Below are 16,913 nucleotides of genomic sequence, written 5' to 3'. Positions count from 1 at the left end.
AAAGCGAAAAACGAAATTTGTCGAATGAATGGGCAATTTTTGTGACAGGAATGTAAAAAAGAGCACAAAACTAGTGCTCTTTCTCTTTATACTTAGTATTGGGTTAATGTGAAAATATCATAACCATTAAGCTTGCTGCGGCCATCTAAATATGTTAATTCAATCATGAATGCAATCCCTGCAACAATTCCGCCAAGCTCTTCAACAAGCTTGATCGTTGCTTCGATCGTTCCGCCAGTTGCGAGCAAGTCGTCAGTGATTAAAACTTTTTGACCTGGCTTGATAGCATCTTTATGCATTGTAAGTACATCCTTGCCATACTCAAGACCATAATCAACTTTGATCACTTCGCGGGGAAGCTTGCCTTCTTTACGAACTGGAACAAATCCTAATCCAAGCGTGTATGCAACCGGACAGCCTACAATAAAACCTCGTGCTTCAGGTCCGACAATAACATCAACATCTTTTTCTTTTGCATATTCTGCAATATCGTCCATCGCTTTTTTATATACAGCTCCATCTGACATAAGAGAGGTAATATCTTTGAAGCGAATTCCTTCGATAGGAAAATCATTTACTACTGAAATATACGGCTTATAATCCATGAATCTTTGCCTCCTGAAAATTACAAACTCGCTTTTGGCCGAGCTTGCTCTGTAAACCAGCTTTTTAATGAATGATAGGAAGAATAAACGAGCTGATTTTCTATATCTGCCTGTTCAAACTTTTTCTGATAAGTTTCAGAGCTATCAAGTTCTCTTTTTCCTGGTTCACTATTTATTGTAATTACACCATCGTCTATTGTAACAAAACCCAGCTCAAAAAACACCTGTGACATAAAATCTATTGTTTCTTTAGACCAGCCTTTCCACCTTGCTAGTTCTGTTCCATCTTTCTGAACATCGAATTTTTTTCTTTTAGCCAAGAAACCATAGTACCATTTAAAATGCTCTCGTGTCGGCAATGTTGTGAAAAAGTGATCTGCGTTTTGGTGAAAAACGGCATAGATCCTGGCCGGTTCACCTTTTGTTTCGATTATTTCAGCAAACTTTGCAAGTGAACAAGGAACATCTAAAAAGACAATATACTTATTTTGAAAACTGTTATTTGGGAGTCCTGCTAATTCTTTTCCATTTATTGTTTGCGAAGACAAGCTCTCCAATCCCAGCTCTGTCAAAGTATTATCGTTAAATGTTATATAATGTGTTTTTGCTTTTGGCAGATCCTTTAGCCTTTTTCCTGCATCTTTTAAGCCACGATAATCAAACAGCTGAAAATGTGGAACTGAAAGGTCTTCCAGAAGCATTTGAGGTTTTCTGTATCCGTTCCATTCGTTCAACTGTATTTGGCCAACAAGTGAAAGTATGGAGTAAGGCGTCATCTCATCAAGTAAATGGCCTTTTTGAAATCCAATACAATCCAGGACAGACATCTCGCCATTTCCGACTTGTAATTTTAGATGGTTAGACTGACTCCCTATTTTTTTCATCTCGCGGATCGGCACTTGATCAATAAGCACCCGCGGCGAAGGATTTCCGATACCAAATGGAGCCAGCGTACTAAGCATTTCTACCGTATCTAAAGAAATCTCATCTAAAGAAGCTGTTAGATCGATCATCGTCACTGGCAAGAAATCTTCTGGTTTTAGAATTTCTTTCGCCTGCTTTACTAACCGCTCTCTGAGAATGCCAACATCATCAAGAGCCAATGTCATACCTGCTGCCATCGGATGCCCTCCAAAGTGAGGAAGGATATCGCGGGACTCAGAAAGATTTTCAAACATATCAAAGCCTTGTATGCTTCGTGCTGACCCTTTTGCCGTTCTTCTTTCCGGGTCTAAACACAACACGATGGTAGGGCGGTAGAATTTCTCTACAAGCCTTGATGCAACGATCCCGATTACCCCTGGATTCCAGCCCTCTTTCGCAAGAACAAGCACTTCATTCTCTTCAGGAGGAAAACTTTCTTCCACCATGGCAATCGCTTCTTTCGTTATTTCATTTACGATCGCCTGGCGTTCTTTATTTACAGAATCAATTTCTTCAGCGAGCATTGCTGATTGCTCACGGTCATTTGATGTAAACAATTCAACTACAGGCATCGCTGATCCAAGCCTTCCTGCAGCATTGACTCGAGGCCCAACAGCAAAACCAACATCTTCTGCTGTTAATTCTTTTTCATAAAGCCCTGCAACTTTTAAAAGTTCCTGCAAGCCAATTTTGTCTGTTTTTGATAAAGCTTCAATTCCAAGCTTAGCTATGATTCTATTTTCATCTACTAAAGGAACAAGATCTGCAATTGTACCTATACAAGCATAATCCAGCAAGTGCATTGGAGGGTTTCCATGTAATGCATGAGCTACTTTAAACGCAACACCAACACCTGCAAGACCAGAAAATGGATATGTACATCCAGGCTTTTTAGGGTTAATGATGCTATAGGCGTCTGGCAATACAGGGGGGGCCTCGTGATGATCGGTAATAATGAAATCAAGCCCAATCTCTTTTGCAAACGCAGCTTCATGAACAGCTGAAATTCCGGTATCAACTGTAACCACAAGTGTATATCCGTCTTCCTTTGCTTTTCTTAACGCTGGCTCATTTGGACCATAGCCTTCTGTAAACCGGTTTGGAATATAATAGTTGAAATCGGCACCTAATTCTTTAAGTGCATAATACATAACGGTTGTACTGCTTACACCGTCTGCATCATAGTCACCAAAAACAAGAATCTTTTCATTCGATTCAACCGCTTTATGTATCCGATCAACACTCTCTTTCATGCCATCTAATAAAAATGGATCATGAAATTGATTTGTATCTATTTTCAAAAAAGCTCGAGCTTTCTCTATAGAATCTATTCCTCGTATCGCTAATAGATTTGCAATCAATAGCGGAATATCCATTTCTTGCGACAACCATTTTGCCTTTTCTTCCGAAGTTTCTTGAATCTTCCACCTCGTTCTTGGCTCCAGCATAAAAATCACCTCTTAACCTATTCATTATACAAAACAGGATAAGAGGTGACAATTTATGAATCGATATTTACTTTAGATTTTTGGTTCTGCTTCAACAGGACGCGTCTTTTTATTTTTCAATTGACGTGCCTTTAAAACATACCAGAGCTGTGAAGCAATAAAAATTGAGGAATAAGCACCAAACGTTAATCCAATCAATAGTGCAATTGAGAAATTCCGTATTGATTCCGCACCGAATATCAATAATGCTAAGGCTGCAATAACAACTGTTAGTACAGTGTTTATAGAACGACCTAATGTTTCATGAATACTTCGATTTACAATTTCAGCTAGCTTTTCTTGTGTTTTAACTTTTTCCAGCCTCATGTTCTCTCGGATACGGTCAAACGTTACAATAGTATCGTTAATGGAATAACCTACAATTGTAAGTACGGCGGCTATAAAAGGCAGATCCACCTCAATCCGGAACATACTGAAAATTGCAATGATCATAAAAGCATCATGCAGCAGGGCAATTACTGCTGCAACTCCCATTGACCACTCAAACCGAAATGCTACATAGATGATGATTCCTATTGAAGCAATTACTACAGCTATTACCGCATTTTGTGCTAGTTCACGACCGACTGTCGGAGTAACTGTACTTATACTCGGTGTTTCACCGTATTCTTTTTCAAAATGAGTGTTCAACTTTGCTATTTCTTCTTTTGAAAGTACTCCTTTAAAAGAGATATTTGCTTGGTTGTTATTTTTTCCTGCCAGTACAACTGTTGCGTCTTCGATACCTAAGTCTTCAAACTCCGATAGAACCTGCTCGTTTGTCAATGGTTCATTCGCATGAATATTTACACGGGATCCACTTTCAAAATCAATACCCAGTCTCAAACCTGTTACCAGCAAGAATACAAGCCCTATAACTGTCAGGAGAGTAGAAATAATAAAGTAAAGGTTTCTGTTTTTTACAAAATCGTACTTAAAGCGCACGGATGTCACTCTCCTTTACACCAAACAAACCTGGCTTTTTATCCATTAAACGAGACTGCACCCATAATCCAAGGAAAAGTCTTGTTCCGAAAACGGCTGTGATAAAGCTTGCTAGAACTGAGATGATCAGTACTAATGCAAATCCTTTTACAGAACTTGTTCCATATGCAAATAAAACAGCAGCAGCGAGGATCGTTGTAATATTCGCATCAAAAATTGTTGTAAATGATCGGCGGTTTCCGGCTTTAAATGCGCTTAAAACGGATTTACCACTCCTTAATTCTTCTTTGATACGTTCATACGTAATAATGTTGGCATCAACCGCCATACCTACACCTAGTATAAGTGCAGCGATACCAGGCAACGTTAATACACCATTCATCAAGTAGAATATGGCTAATATCAACCATATATAAATCGTTAAAGTTAAGACTGCTATTATTCCTGGTACTCGATAGAAGATCAGCATAAATAAGAAGATTACAGCTATACCAATAAAGCCAGCGAAAATTGTTTCATTTAATGCTTTTTCACCAAACTTGGCACCGATCGACGTTGAATATACTTCATCAAGCTTAACAGGAAGTGCACCTGCATTTAAAATCTTAGCAAGACTTTGGGCTTCTTCCACTGAAAAATCACCCGTTATCGTAACATCGCTCTGTGTAAGAACTTCATGTACAAAAGGAGCAGAAATATATTTAGGCTCTTTTCCTGCCATCTCTTTTTTAACTTCTTCTCTAAAAGAATCCCCTTTTTCATAATCCAGCCAGATAACTAAACGATTTTCTCCTTGAGGCTGACGCTTTAATATTTCTTCAGTTACTTTAGCAAATTTATCAGCATCTTTAAGCTTCAAGGACACGATCGGCTTGTTGGCATTAGGCTCAAACGTTTGTTTTGCTCCGTTCCCTTTAAGATCAGAACCATCAAGAAGCACTTTATCATCAACATCACGGAACGTTAATTCAGCTTGTGTAGACAATAATTCACGCGCTTTGTTCTGATCAGTAACGCCAGCCAGCTGCACACGAATCCGGTTATTACCCTCGATTTGGATTTCCGGTTCTGAAACTCCAAGGACATTGATACGGCTATTTAATGCTTCTACAGTACTCTTTAGCGTATCTTCTGTAACCTTTTGACCTTTTTTGACTGGCTTTACTTCATAAAGCACTTCAAACCCGCCCTGAAGATCAAGTCCGAGCTTTGTTCCCTTTACAATCTTTTCTGTTGTTAGACCTATAAGTGCGGCAAACATTAGAAGCACCACAAAAAAGATAACAATCTTACTCCGTTTTACCACTTCAAGAAACCTCCTTCATGCTGCATCAAAAACAACACTATGTATAAGTACGAATACTAACCCTTCCCATTATAGCGATTGTTGTTTTTTTCTGTCAATTTGTCCAGGAAATATTCATAAATAAAATGAAAAAAGGTGATGGCTCAAAAGCATAAAAACTTTTGTGGTCATACTTCTTTTTATTAGGATAATTTCTCAAAAATTGTTGCATTTTGGATGTTTTTGTAAAGTCGCTTCTTAGGTAGTTGTTTGGAGTGCAAGGTGCGAGACTCCTGCGTGCCAGCTACCTGAATATACTTCTTGCAAGGCATGCGACGAGAAACAAACTTAGATGCTGTTTTGCTTGCAGACGCAGGAGCACATATAATTCCTTGAAGGTGAGATCCCTAAGGCGCAACGTGCCAGGGGGGTCACCGGACGCCCCGCGGAAAGGGAGCATCCTGGAACGGAAATCAACCACTTCCAAGAGCAACAGAGTTTATGAAAAAATCCTGATAAGATAGTTGGAATCCAAGGATTTTATATATTTTTTATTTTGTAAAAATAAAAAATTGGGCTGCCAAAAGTAAGTTTACCTTACTTTTGGAACAGCCCCTTTTACTTTTTAACATCCTCTTTATAAGACTGGATCGTCAGCCAAGTCATAAAATCATTAAGTGAAAGTGACAAAATATAATCTACTAGTATATGCAGACGAGGTTCTTCTTTCTTTTTCTTCAATCTGGCCAAAACACAATTCCAAATTTCTTCCTCTGTAACACTTTCATAACCCAAATAATGAAATTCCTCTTTTTTACTTTTAACTGCTGGCCGAACTTCGTCTCTCCATTCCGTAAAATGTATGTTTTCCATATTCGCTTCCCCTTTCAATATGAAACAAGCTGTCATGACGGTTCACTCATCGTGCATATAGTTAGATATGAGATTGTCCCAGAAAGGACAGGTTAACATGACTAAACAAACACTCGTTCAAGGAACATTATTGCTTATTTTAGCTGGGCTCATTACGCGAATTCTCGGATTTGTGAACCGGATTGTAATGGCCAGGGTAATGGGACACGAAGGTGTCGGACTCTACATGATGGCGGTCCCGACTTTTTTGCTTGCTGTTACCCTGACCCGGCTAGGTCTTCCAATAGCTATCTCTAAGCTAGTCGCTGAAGCCGACGCAACAGGAGATCGATCAAAGGTAAGAAAAATATTAATCGTATCTTTAGCGATAACAGGAGTTTTAAGTTTCGTTATTACGATAGGGTTATTTATTGCTGCTCCTTTGTTAGCCGAACACTTTTTTACAGACGATCGGACGATATGGCCGTTACTTGCGATTGCGCCCGTTGTTCCTGTTGTTGCTGTTTCATCCGTTTTGCGGGGATATTTTCAGGGTCTTCAAAATATGCGGCCATCCGCTTACTCACAAGTAATTGAACAAGTTGTAAGAATTGCACTGGTAGCACTGCTTACAGGATTATTCCTTCCATACGGTGTACATTTCGCTGCAGCTGGAGCCATGATATCCGTCATCATTGGTGAGCTAGCTTCTCTTCTATACATGTTTTCCATGTTTAAGGTTAAAAAGAAGATGCGAATCCGAAAAGGTTTTTTCAAACAATTAAAACAAGGTCATCAGACACTTAGGGATTTATTGAATATCGCACTTCCTACAACAGGAAGTCAACTGATCGGATCGGTCTCATACTTTTTTGAACCGATTGTTGTTGCTAACAGTTTAGCGATCGCAGGTGTTACTACTGCTGTCGCAACTGCGCAATATGGCGAACTGGCAGGTTACGTAATTCCTTTATTATTTTTACCAACGTTCATAACCTATTCGCTTTCTGTTTCTCTAGTCCCTGCTATCAGTGAAGCAAATGCACAAAAAAAATACCATCTTATCGAGCATAGACTGAATCAGGCATTAAAATTGTCTATGCTTTCTGGTGGAATTGCTGTTGTTATCTTATATGTTTTTGCGGTGCCAATCATGGATTTAATGTACAATTCTCCGGCATCAGCTTCATATGTAAAAATCATGACGCCTTTTTTCTTTTTTCTTTATTTTCAAGGACCTCTTCAAGCCGTTCTTCAGGCACTCGATCTTGCCAGATCTGCTATGATTAACAGCCTAATTGGTGCTTTAGTAAAGCTTGCAGCTATTTTTGCACTTGCCACCCGTCCTGAATTCGGCATAATGGGTGCTGCGCTTGCAATCGTCATTAGCATTGTTGTAGTAACATTGCTTCATTTTGCTACCGTTATTAAAGCGATAAGCTATACGATTGTGGTTAAGGATTTTGCCTATTCTCTGTTTTCAATATTTATTACAGGAGCAGGTGCAGTCTATCTATACCGCTTCATGATGCCGAAGTTCCCTCCTGTCCACGGGCTTGTAATATGCGTTACAGCTACATGCGGAATTTATTTATTCACACTCATCTTCTTCAGGCTTTTAGGTAAAGATGATCTTAAGCATATACCTATAATCAAAAAATGGGTTTAAAACAGCCAATATAGGCTGTTTTATTTTTTTTCATTCTTTTCGTCCACGTATAAGGAACCATCTTCATTTAACGTACAAAAAGATATTCCTTTTATATCTTTAAATCCCGCTTTCTTTAATTCCTGCCTTAGCCAAAATGCTGTCTTATCGACTTTCTCCAAGTTGTCTTCCAGAACTTTTCCGTCTAATACAAGAGGAAGGATCATCTGCAGAGGACTTCTTTCAGTATCTTCATTCTTTTTTATTACTGACAATTTACCCGTCGTTTCTAATACGCCAAATTCGACTTCATTCAGACTTCTAATATTATTTTCCCTTAACTGCGTTAGCAGATCATCAAAGTTATACCTCTGTTTTCGCATTTCTTGTTCATCTACTTTTCCTTCTTTAATGATGACAGAAGGTTTCCCGTCAACAAGCTCTCTCATCTTTCTGCTTTTTAAAGAGATAATCGCCAGGATAAGCTGAATTCCCAGTAAGACAAATATGGATACAAGGGAATTTACCATTGGAATTTTCGGATCTTCAATCGAAATAACGGCTAGTTCAGCAATCATGATGGATACGACAAAATCGATCACTGATAATTTTCCGATTTCCCTTTTACCCATCATACGAAATACGACAACAATTAAAAAATATATAAAAAGCGTCCTGAAGATAATCGTATATAACTCCATAAATTCCCCTCCTTCCATATTATTTTCTTTGTTAGTGTGGCACAGATATGAAAAATCATGATACGAAGGTTTTGCCAAGTATTGAAATTATGGAAAGTAGAGGGAAAATCAATTGCTTGTACTTCTATTTCTAATTAGAGATGAATAAGGTATATAGAAAGCTTGCAGGATAAGGAGGACAAAATGAGGATGAAACATATGTTTTCTTCAATGGGACGCGGTTTGGCAGCAATTCTTCTTATGATTATGGTTTGCAGCTTAGTTCTTTCACTTTTATTGCGATTTACTGGCCTGACAGAGTCGTCTTTAAAATGGGTAACAATTGGATTATCTTTTTTATCTTTATTTATCGGAGGATTTATTTCAGGGAAAAAGGGACAAAGCAAAGGCTGGCTGCTCGGAGGTGGAACAAGTCTTCTGTTTTCATTTCTTGTTTTTCTAATACAGTATTTAGGGTATCAAAGCACATTTAACTCATCGCAATATATGTATCATGCTCTGTTCCTTGTATTAGCGATGATCGGTGGAATAATGGGTGTTAATTTAAGCAGCCATAAACAAGCATATAAATAAGACCCGTCAATCGACGGGTCTTACTTTTTTGTTATAGTGCAGCTTCTTCTTTCACTTCACGGATAGCGTTACGGTCAAATGTTAATTTTGCTCCATCATTTGAACGAATAACTGCGATTGTATCATCAATACTCTCTAATGTTCCGTGTAAACCGCCAATTGTTACAACTTTGTCGCCTTTTTTCAAATTAGACTGCATATCTTTAACAGCTTTTTGTCTCTTTTGCTGTGGACGGATTAGCAGGAAATAAAAAATTGCAAACATAAAAATAATCGGCAATAAACTTTTAATTGCATCCATTCTTCTTCACCCCTTTCTATTGGTTAAAAATTACGAGCATTCGGTTTGTTAAACCCATACATTTCAAAAAATTCATTTCTAAAATCAAGAAGTCTGTCTTCCATGATCGCTTGTCTGACTTGCTTCATTAAGTTTACCAAAAAATAAAGATTATGGTAACTTGTTAATCTAAAACCAAAAGTTTCGTTTGCTTTCACAAGGTGACGAATATATGCTCTGGAATAAGTACGGCATACGTGACAGTCACAATTTTCATCGATCGGACGGAAATCACGGGCATATTTTGCATTTCGCACGACAAGCCTTCCTTCACTTGTCATACATGTTCCATTTCTCGCAATACGTGTTGGCAGTACACAATCAAACATGTCTATCCCTCTAATAGCTCCGTCGATTAATGAGTCTGGAGATCCAACACCCATCAAGTAGCGAGGCTTGTTTTCAGGCAAGTGAGGCGTTGTGAAATCCAAAACGCGATTCATCACATCTTTCGGTTCCCCAACAGACAAACCTCCAACTGCATAACCAGGAAAATCTAATGAAACAAGATCACGAGCGCTCTGCTTTCGAAGTTCTTCATATTCCCCACCTTGTACGATGCCGAATAACGCTTGATCCTGTGGACGGGCATGTCCTTTTAAACAGCGTTCTGCCCATCTGCTTGTCCGTTCTACTGAAGCCTTCATATATTCATATTCAGCTGGATAAGGAGGACATTCATCAAAAGCCATCATTATATCAGAACCTAATGCATTTTGAATTTCCATCGCCCCTTCAGGACTCAGGAAAAGCTTTTCACCGCTAAGGTGGTTTCTGAAATGAACACCTTCTTCTTTAATTTCTCTTAGATCACTTAATGAAAAGACTTGAAAACCTCCAGAATCGGTTAGAATGGGACGGTCCCAGTTCATAAAAGTATGCAGTCCGCCGGCTTCCTTAACGATATCATGACCTGGTCTCAGCCATAGATGATACGTGTTGCTTAAGATAATTTCAGCACCAAGTTCTTTTAACTCTTCGGGGCTCATTGTTTTAACAGTAGCTAACGTGCCAACAGGCATAAAGATAGGAGTTTCAAACGAGCCATGAGGTGTATGAACTTTTCCAAGTCTTGCACCTGACTGTTTGCATGTTTTTATTAATTCATAGGTTACAGCTGGTTTCATCTAAAGATTATCCCCCTTAAAGTATAAGCATCGCATCACCGAAACTGAAAAAACGATACTTTTCTTCAACGGCTTCATTGTATGCTTTCATAACAAACTCTTTACTTGCAAATGCACTTACCAGCATGATTAATGTCGATTTGGGCAAGTGGAAATTCGTAATCAAACCATCAATAGCTTTGAATTCATATCCTGGATAAATAAATATATCAGTCCATCCAGAGTCCTCTTCAAATTTTCCATCAAATTTATTAGCAACGGTCTCTAAAGTGCGTGTACTTGTAGTCCCAACCGTTATAATTCTTCCGCCTGATTCACGGACATGATTTAAAAGTTCAGCTGTCCCTTTTGTTATTTGATAAAACTCTGCATGCATATCATGCTCAAGAATATCTTCAACACTTACAGGCCGGAATGTTCCAAGACCTACGTGCAGCGTAATAAAAGTTACATGAACGCCAGAAGCTTTAATTTCTTCAATCATTTCTTCAGTAAAATGCAAACCTGCAGTAGGAGCTGCAGCAGAACCTTGATGAACAGCATACACGGTCTGATAACGATCTTTTTCTTCAAGCTGTTCCTTGATATAAGGAGGCAACGGCATTTGGCCGAGATCATCTAAAAGCTCATAAAAAATCCCTGAGTAGATAAATTTAAGATGCCTTCCTCCATGATCACTTTCGCCTACACAAACCGCTTGCAACCTTCCATCACCAAACGTGATTTCCGTTCCAGGTTTTACCCTTTTAGCTGGTTTAACCAGCGTTTCCCAAGTATCCTGACCTTCTTCTTTTAAAAGCAGAATTTCAACTTTAGCTCCCGTATCCGCCTTTTGGCCAAATAATCTGGCTGGAAGGACTCGTGTATCATTTAATACGAGGCAGTCTCCCTTTTTTAAATGGTTCTTCAAATCGTAAAAATGTTCATGTTCTATACTTTTATTTTCCTTATCTAAAACCATCAGCCTTGATGAAGTTCTGTTCTCTAGCGGTGTTTGAGCAATCAGTTCCTCTGGCAGATGAAAATCAAAATCATTTACTTTCATTGATATAATTCCTGCTTTCTATTTAAATCGTCCAATAATCATAAAGATAAATGTAAGTACAACGCTAATGATAATAGAGGTCATTATAGGAAAATAAACCGTCGTGTTTCCTTTTTTCCACACCATGTCTCCAGGGAGTTTCCCAATAAACGTACCTATTAATCCTATAATAATCAGAACAATCCCTGCAATAATAAAAAGCCGGTTCATTCAGTGGACGCCTCCAGTCCAAAGTATTGATAGGCCTGTTCGGTTACCATTCTCCCTCTAGGAGTCCGCTGCAAAAAACCAATCTGCAGAAGATATGGTTCATAAACATCTTCAATCGTCATGGATTCCTCACCGATCGTTGCAGATATGGTTTCAAGGCCTACAGGACCACCTTTGTAAGTATGAATGATCCCTAGTAATAATTTATGGTCAATATGATCCAAACCTAAACGGTCAACCTGAAGCATCTCCAGTGCTTTTTGGCAAATTGGAAGTGAAATCATATCTTTGCCCTCGACTTGGACAAAATCCCGCACTCTTCTTAAAAGTCTATTTGCAATCCTAGGTGTCCCTCTCGATCTTCTAGCTATTTCTTCAGCCGAGAGATCATCAACTTTAATTCCAAACACATCACCGGTACGTCTCACGATTTCAGAAAGTTCATCTGGTTTATAATACTCCAGTCTTGCCATCACTCCAAAACGATCTCTAAGCGGCGCAGATAATGAACCAGCTCTTGTAGTGGCGCCGATAAGAGTAAATGGCGGCAGATCCAAACGAACAGATCTGGCTACTTCACCTTTTCCAATAACTATGTCTAGACAAAAGTCTTCCATCGCAGAATACAATATCTCTTCTATCGCACGTGAAAGCCTATGGATTTCATCGATAAACAGCACGTCACCCGGTTCAAGGGATGTCAGTATGGCAGCAAGGTCCCCTGGCCGCTCGATAGCGGGACCGCTTGTCGTTCGCAGGTTAACTTCCATTTCATTCGCGATAATTGAAGCAAGTGTTGTCTTTCCAAGGCCAGGAGGACCATAAAGAAGCACATGGTCCAACGGCTCATTCCTCAGTCTTGCAGCTTTAATAAATACCTTAAGGTTATCCTTAACTGATGATTGACCGATGTATTCATCTAGAGCCTCCGGACGCAGACTTAGTTCCATGACCGCTTCATCCTGGCGTTCTTCTGAAGAAACTATTCTCTCTTCCATCCATCCTCACGTCCTTATGCATTCATTAACTTTTTTAAAGCTGCTTTTACGTACTCATTGGCAGACATTTTTTCTTTCTTTAACTCCGGTAAAACCTTTTGGATCTCTTTTCTTCCGTAACCTAGAACAGTAAGAGCTTCAATCGCTTCATCGAGTTCGTCACCTGTAGTCTCAACCTCTGCAAAAAGACCTTCCGTTATATCAGCATCAGCAAATATTGACAGCTTGCCTTTCAAATCTAGTATCATTTGGCGAGCTGTCTTTTTGCCAACACCAGGAAACTTAGTTAAAAACTTTTCATCTTCATGTTCAATCGCATTTACAACTTGTTCCGGCTGTCCAAATGCCACAATCGCTAAAGCGCCTTTTGGACCGATTCCAGAAACATTTAAAAGTTTTAAAAACAGATCCCGTTCTTTTCTATTTTTAAACCCATATAAAGCAAGTACATCTTCTCTGACATAATGATAAGTGTATACACTTTTTTGTTCGTTCATTTTATATATAAATGGGTTTGGACAAATTATTTTATATCCAATACCGTTATTGTTTATGACAATGTATTCCGCTGTTATGTATTCTACATTTCCTGTAATGCTTTCTATCAACTTTTTCTCCCCTTAAACTCTTTACCCGAGCGTATGTTTCTATTTCTTATTGTAACATAGCACACCCCCTAATTCCTTATCAATGAACAAAAAAAGAGAACAGCGAACTGTTCCCTTAATATTTAACGATTATTCTCGAAAGGACGTTTTATCGCATTCCCAAGGTTGCTTCCAGCATCTACGATGTCTCCCATGATTCCGCGTACATCAGTTTCTACTTCCGTGTAGGCACGGCCATCACGCAGGTCATTATCGACATTCTCAATACGATCAACAATCTTTTGATCTGAAACAACTTTTACATCACGATCTGGTGTCATCTTTGCTGTGGTTTCCCTGACTTTTTTCGTCAGTTCTTCCTTTTTGTTTTCCTTCGTGTCTACTCCTACAATGACGTTGTTATCCTCAAGAATAACGTGAGCATCGTCTACACCACGAATGTCATTCACCTTATTGGCGATACGTTCAGCAAGAGCACCATCATAATCCTCGTGATAGGTTGAGGTATGATCTTTTGTATCTCGATCTGCCATATCAGAAATGAATCCACTGCCTCGGTCAAGATCACCGCGATTATCACCCTCATTAGAATAATATCCAATTGGGCGAACATCATTGTCATTCCTGTCCTGAGATTCATTTACACCGTTACAGCCCACAAGACCTCCAGCGAGGATAGTAAAAGCGAGCGTTTTCGCTATTGTTTTCAATGGAAAAACCTCCTTTCACCTATTAGGGTGGCAAGAGGAGGCATGAAATAATCTGTTAAATGTAGGATGAAATCAATTTATCTTTTTTAGTATCCTATCCACAAATTTTTTTCTGTGCGAAAAATCACGCAGCGTAAACTTTTCGACACCTTCAATCATCTCTTGATCTCCGGATTTCAGTGCACGGTTCCACTCTCTATATAAATCCGTTGGGAAGACCAAGCAAATAACGAACCACTTTTTATTAAACCATTTCAAATAATCCTGATTGCCCATCTCTTCCATTTTTGAATAAGACCAATACCAAAAAGGAAGTATTCGATTTGCATATTGAAGCCAGTCATAGGCTTGGGGAACAGCTGCAAAAAGGTCAAAATCGATTAGATATGCTTCTTTTGACTTTTCTTTATTCAAAACAAAATTGTGAGGTGCAACATCCCCATGTGTGATTTCCCTTCTTTTATATGCTTTTTTTTCTAGGGATTCAACTGCAGAGTGATCAAAGTGATCCAGACACCATTTTCCCCACATGAGGATATCTGGTATCAAAGGCTGCATCTCTTTGCTCCATCTAGCTTTTTTAGCATGATATTTAAATGCATCATACCGTTCACTCCATTTTTTATAGAGTGAATAAGTTGAAAGACTGTTGTATACATCGTACGGAAGATTTTTTGAAAAGGAATGAAATCTGCTTATAGCGTCCATTCCAGCAATAACGTCTTTCTGATTGCCAAAATGAAGACCATCACCTTTGTAAAAAGGCATGATTGCCCAAAAGTATTCTCTAAATTCTATATACCCTTTATCGTTTGGAAAAACGGTATAAGTACCCATAATTCTCGGTTTCTGGCCTTTATATAATTTTGAGATCTTTAATTGTTTTCTGCATGTTTCTTCTCGGCGAAATCCTTTTAAAACATACTTTCCTTCTAATGTTTTTATCCATATTACATTATCACGAAAAAAGCCAAAATCAATAATATCAAGACCGGCCTCTTTCATTTTTTTTAAAAAAAGACGATCTCCACGGAAACCGTCTCTATTATCCCTATTCATTTTCTTCCGATTCCTCTGCATCACCTTGTTCAGATTCACGGGATTGTGCTTGAGAATAAGGGTTTGGCATATTACCTAAACCTTGACCTTGTGGCATCATACCCATTTGACCCATTTGAGGCATTCCACCGTATTGAGGAATTCCTATCTGACCTAATTGAGGCATACCTGGCATCATACCCATTGGCGATCCGCCATTCTGTTGCGGCATCATACCCATCTGACCCATTTGTGACGTCCCTGGCATCATACTCATCTGACCGGTTTGCGGCATTCCTGGCATCATACTCATCTGACCCATTTGCGGCATTCCTGGCATCATACCCATCTGGCCCATCTGTGGCATTCCTGACATCATACCCATCTGGCCCATTTGAGGCATTCCCGGCATCATACCCATCTGACCCATTTGCGGCATTCCTGGCATCATACCCATCTGGCCTATTTGCGGCATTCCTGGCATTATACCCATTTGGCCCATTTGCGGCATTCCTGGCATCATACCCGTCTGGTCCATTTGAGGCATTTCTGGCATCATACCCATTTGACCCATTTGTGACATATCACCGCCTGGCATACCCATTGGCTGCATGCCCAACGGCATACCTTGCTGAGATTGCGGCCCACCTGGGGTATATTCACCAGCTGGCATTAAATCCATATCTGAGTCAGGAAATTCACCAAACGGCATTCCGCCCTGCTGCATCCCAGTACCTTGCTGACCACCCTGTGGGTATCCGCCACCATACAGTTGCGGCATTCCGCTGAATCCTTGCGGAGGCATCATTCCATAGCCTTGCGGAATAGGTGAATATGTTTGCGGTTTAGGGAACATCGGCGGCATTGAACCATACATATTTTGCATCATCCCTGAAGATTCTTCCATCAAAAATGGATGTTTATTCGGTTGATAGCTGTCTTTCCCGGAAGGATATAAACCATGTTTACCTGAAACATTCGGCTGATTTGCTATGTTTGGTAGATTAGCCATATTGGGCTGATTAACCATATTGGGCTGGTTAGCCATATTGGGCTGGTTAACCATATTCGGCTGGTTAGCCATATTGGGCTGGTTAGCCATATTCGGCTGGTTTGCTGCATTAGGGTAGCCCATTGGAACATAATGACCAAGGTTTGAGGATTCCATCATTCCTGCAAAATCTTTATCATGCAAAGGCGCCATTGGTGCTTTCATTGGAGCAGTATAGGTATCTTTTTTCATTGGAACATCTTTATGTTCCATCTTTGGTGATGGTTTCATTGGTGATGGTTTCAACGGTGATGGCTTCATTTCTTTTTTTGCCGGTGCCGGTTTCATTGGCGCTGGCTTCATTGGTGCTGGCTTCATTTCTTTCTTTGGTACAGGCTTCATCGGCGCTGGCTTCATTGGCACTGGCTTCATTGGCGCCGGTTTCATTTCTTTCTTTGGTGGTGCAGGTTTCATTGGTGCGGGCTTTGGTTTTTCCTGAACAGGTGCAACCGGTGCCTCTTGAACAGGAGCCATAGGTTTAGGCTGTTCCTTTATAGGTGCTTCTTTTTTTACTCCCGGCATTTTTATAGGGATCTTAATCTTTTCCCCCCGCTCGATTACATCCGTTCTAGAAAAGCCAGGATTTGCTTTTCTTAGTTCATTCACAGGAACATCATATTTTTCAGCTATTTTGTCAAGTGTGTCCCCTTTTTGCACAATGTGAATTCTCACGCTGCAAAACTCCCTCCTGCCAAATTTCCTTACAGTATATGAACATTTGGGCATATTGCTACATCTTAATGAAGTGTCAATATTTATTCCTTTA

The 16,913-nt window shown here is 39.5% G+C and carries 15 protein-coding genes and 1 pseudogene; 2 read left to right on the top strand and 14 right to left on the bottom strand.

Annotated features, from left to right (window positions below; all coding sequences use genetic code 11):
- Window positions 1-92: 92 nt before the first annotated feature.
- The 4 genes and pseudogenes from ACFW35_RS06490 to ACFW35_RS06475 all read right to left on the bottom strand — a co-directional run bounded on the left by ACFW35_RS06490 (window position 93) and on the right by ACFW35_RS06475 (window position 6,119).
- A complete protein-coding gene (locus ACFW35_RS06490; RefSeq protein WP_130294702.1) occupies window positions 93-605 on the bottom strand; it encodes an adenine phosphoribosyltransferase in 513 nt (170 codons plus the stop codon).
- Between the two features lie 20 nt (window positions 606-625).
- Window positions 626-2,977, bottom strand: coding sequence for a single-stranded-DNA-specific exonuclease RecJ (recJ, locus tag ACFW35_RS06485; protein ID WP_379844560.1), 2,352 nt, complete (start codon window positions 2,975-2,977; stop codon window positions 626-628).
- Between the two features lie 72 nt (window positions 2,978-3,049).
- Window positions 3,050-5,267, bottom strand: a pseudogene (secDF, locus tag ACFW35_RS06480) (protein translocase subunit SecDF).
- Between the two features lie 597 nt (window positions 5,268-5,864).
- Window positions 5,865-6,119: a post-transcriptional regulator gene (locus ACFW35_RS06475; protein ID WP_379844558.1), complete on the bottom strand. Its 255-nt coding sequence runs from the start codon at window positions 6,117-6,119 to the stop codon at window positions 5,865-5,867.
- 97 nt (window positions 6,120-6,216) lie between these two features.
- Here ACFW35_RS06475 and spoVB point away from each other — a divergent pair, with 97 nt between their 5' ends.
- Entirely contained in the window at window positions 6,217-7,767 is a 1,551-nt protein-coding gene (spoVB, locus tag ACFW35_RS06470) for a stage V sporulation protein B (protein ID WP_379844557.1), read from the top strand.
- 20 nt (window positions 7,768-7,787) lie between these two features.
- Here spoVB and ACFW35_RS06465 read toward each other — a convergent pair whose 3' ends face one another.
- Complete coding sequence (locus ACFW35_RS06465; protein WP_077359180.1) at window positions 7,788-8,447, bottom strand: DUF421 domain-containing protein; 660 nt, start codon at window positions 8,445-8,447, stop codon at window positions 7,788-7,790.
- 189 nt (window positions 8,448-8,636) lie between these two features.
- Here ACFW35_RS06465 and ACFW35_RS06460 point away from each other — a divergent pair, with 189 nt between their 5' ends.
- Entirely contained in the window at window positions 8,637-9,020 is a 384-nt protein-coding gene (locus ACFW35_RS06460; protein ID WP_379834966.1) for a TIGR04086 family membrane protein, read from the top strand.
- Window positions 9,021-9,051: 31 nt separating this feature from the next.
- On the opposite strand, the gene yajC is transcribed toward ACFW35_RS06460, so the two are convergent.
- The 9 genes from yajC to ACFW35_RS06415 all read right to left on the bottom strand — a co-directional run bounded on the left by yajC (window position 9,052) and on the right by ACFW35_RS06415 (window position 16,819).
- Entirely contained in the window at window positions 9,052-9,321 is a 270-nt protein-coding gene (gene yajC / locus ACFW35_RS06455; protein ID WP_066291308.1) for a preprotein translocase subunit YajC, read from the bottom strand.
- A gap of 23 nt (window positions 9,322-9,344) precedes the next feature.
- A complete protein-coding gene (gene tgt / locus ACFW35_RS06450) occupies window positions 9,345-10,487 on the bottom strand; it encodes a tRNA guanosine(34) transglycosylase Tgt (protein ID WP_077359182.1) in 1,143 nt (380 codons plus the stop codon).
- Between the two features lie 16 nt (window positions 10,488-10,503).
- Entirely contained in the window at window positions 10,504-11,532 is a 1,029-nt protein-coding gene (queA, locus tag ACFW35_RS06445) for a tRNA preQ1(34) S-adenosylmethionine ribosyltransferase-isomerase QueA (protein ID WP_379844555.1), read from the bottom strand.
- A gap of 18 nt (window positions 11,533-11,550) precedes the next feature.
- Complete coding sequence (locus tag ACFW35_RS06440) at window positions 11,551-11,742, bottom strand: DUF2905 domain-containing protein (protein WP_379844553.1); 192 nt, start codon at window positions 11,740-11,742, stop codon at window positions 11,551-11,553.
- Window positions 11,739-12,740 carry a Holliday junction branch migration DNA helicase RuvB gene (gene ruvB / locus ACFW35_RS06435; protein ID WP_379844552.1) on the bottom strand — a complete coding sequence of 334 codons (1,002 nt, stop codon included), beginning with the start codon at window positions 12,738-12,740 and terminating at the stop codon, window positions 11,739-11,741. The genes ACFW35_RS06440 and ruvB overlap by 4 nt, the downstream gene beginning before the upstream one ends.
- A 14-nt stretch (window positions 12,741-12,754) precedes the next feature.
- Window positions 12,755-13,348, bottom strand: coding sequence for a Holliday junction branch migration protein RuvA (ruvA, locus tag ACFW35_RS06430; RefSeq protein WP_077359186.1), 594 nt, complete (start codon window positions 13,346-13,348; stop codon window positions 12,755-12,757).
- A gap of 122 nt (window positions 13,349-13,470) precedes the next feature.
- Window positions 13,471-14,058, bottom strand: coding sequence for a YhcN/YlaJ family sporulation lipoprotein (locus ACFW35_RS06425; RefSeq protein ID WP_379844550.1), 588 nt, complete (start codon window positions 14,056-14,058; stop codon window positions 13,471-13,473).
- Window positions 14,059-14,130: 72 nt separating this feature from the next.
- Window positions 14,131-15,117, bottom strand: coding sequence for a phosphotransferase (locus ACFW35_RS06420; RefSeq protein WP_379844548.1), 987 nt, complete (start codon window positions 15,115-15,117; stop codon window positions 14,131-14,133).
- Window positions 15,110-16,819, bottom strand: a complete 1,710-nt coding sequence (locus tag ACFW35_RS06415; RefSeq protein WP_379844547.1) for a LysM peptidoglycan-binding domain-containing protein — start codon at window positions 16,817-16,819, stop codon at window positions 15,110-15,112. Before ACFW35_RS06415 ends, ACFW35_RS06420 begins: the two co-directional genes overlap by 8 nt.
- Window positions 16,820-16,913: the final 94 nt, after the last annotated feature.

Origin of the sequence: Fictibacillus sp. NPDC058756 (assembly GCF_042746035.1) — a bacterium.
Classification (GTDB): Bacteria; Bacillota; Bacilli; order Bacillales; family Fictibacillaceae; genus Fictibacillus.
Note: the sequence above shows the minus strand (reverse complement) of the source record. Positions and strands in the feature narration are given on the sequence as shown.

Coding starts and splice junctions, on each gene's coding strand:
- ACFW35_RS06460 (WP_379834966.1), top strand. CDS start 8,637: ATGAAACATATGTTTTCTTCAATGGGACGCGGTTTGGCAGCAATTCTT.
- tgt (WP_077359182.1), bottom strand. CDS start 10,487: ATGAAACCAGCTGTAACCTATGAATTAATAAAAACATGCAAACAGTCA.
- recJ (WP_379844560.1), bottom strand. CDS start 2,977: ATGCTGGAGCCAAGAACGAGGTGGAAGATTCAAGAAACTTCGGAAGAA.
- ACFW35_RS06440 (WP_379844553.1), bottom strand. CDS start 11,742: ATGAACCGGCTTTTTATTATTGCAGGGATTGTTCTGATTATTATAGGA.
- yajC (WP_066291308.1), bottom strand. CDS start 9,321: ATGGATGCAATTAAAAGTTTATTGCCGATTATTTTTATGTTTGCAATT.
- ruvB (WP_379844552.1), bottom strand. CDS start 12,740: ATGGAAGAGAGAATAGTTTCTTCAGAAGAACGCCAGGATGAAGCGGTC.
- queA (WP_379844555.1), bottom strand. CDS start 11,532: ATGAAAGTAAATGATTTTGATTTTCATCTGCCAGAGGAACTGATTGCT.
- ACFW35_RS06420 (WP_379844548.1), bottom strand. CDS start 15,117: ATGAATAGGGATAATAGAGACGGTTTCCGTGGAGATCGTCTTTTTTTA.
- ACFW35_RS06465 (WP_077359180.1), bottom strand. CDS start 8,447: ATGGAGTTATATACGATTATCTTCAGGACGCTTTTTATATATTTTTTA.
- ACFW35_RS06475 (WP_379844558.1), bottom strand. CDS start 6,119: ATGGAAAACATACATTTTACGGAATGGAGAGACGAAGTTCGGCCAGCA.
- ACFW35_RS06490 (WP_130294702.1), bottom strand. CDS start 605: ATGGATTATAAGCCGTATATTTCAGTAGTAAATGATTTTCCTATCGAA.
- spoVB (WP_379844557.1), top strand. CDS start 6,217: ATGACTAAACAAACACTCGTTCAAGGAACATTATTGCTTATTTTAGCT.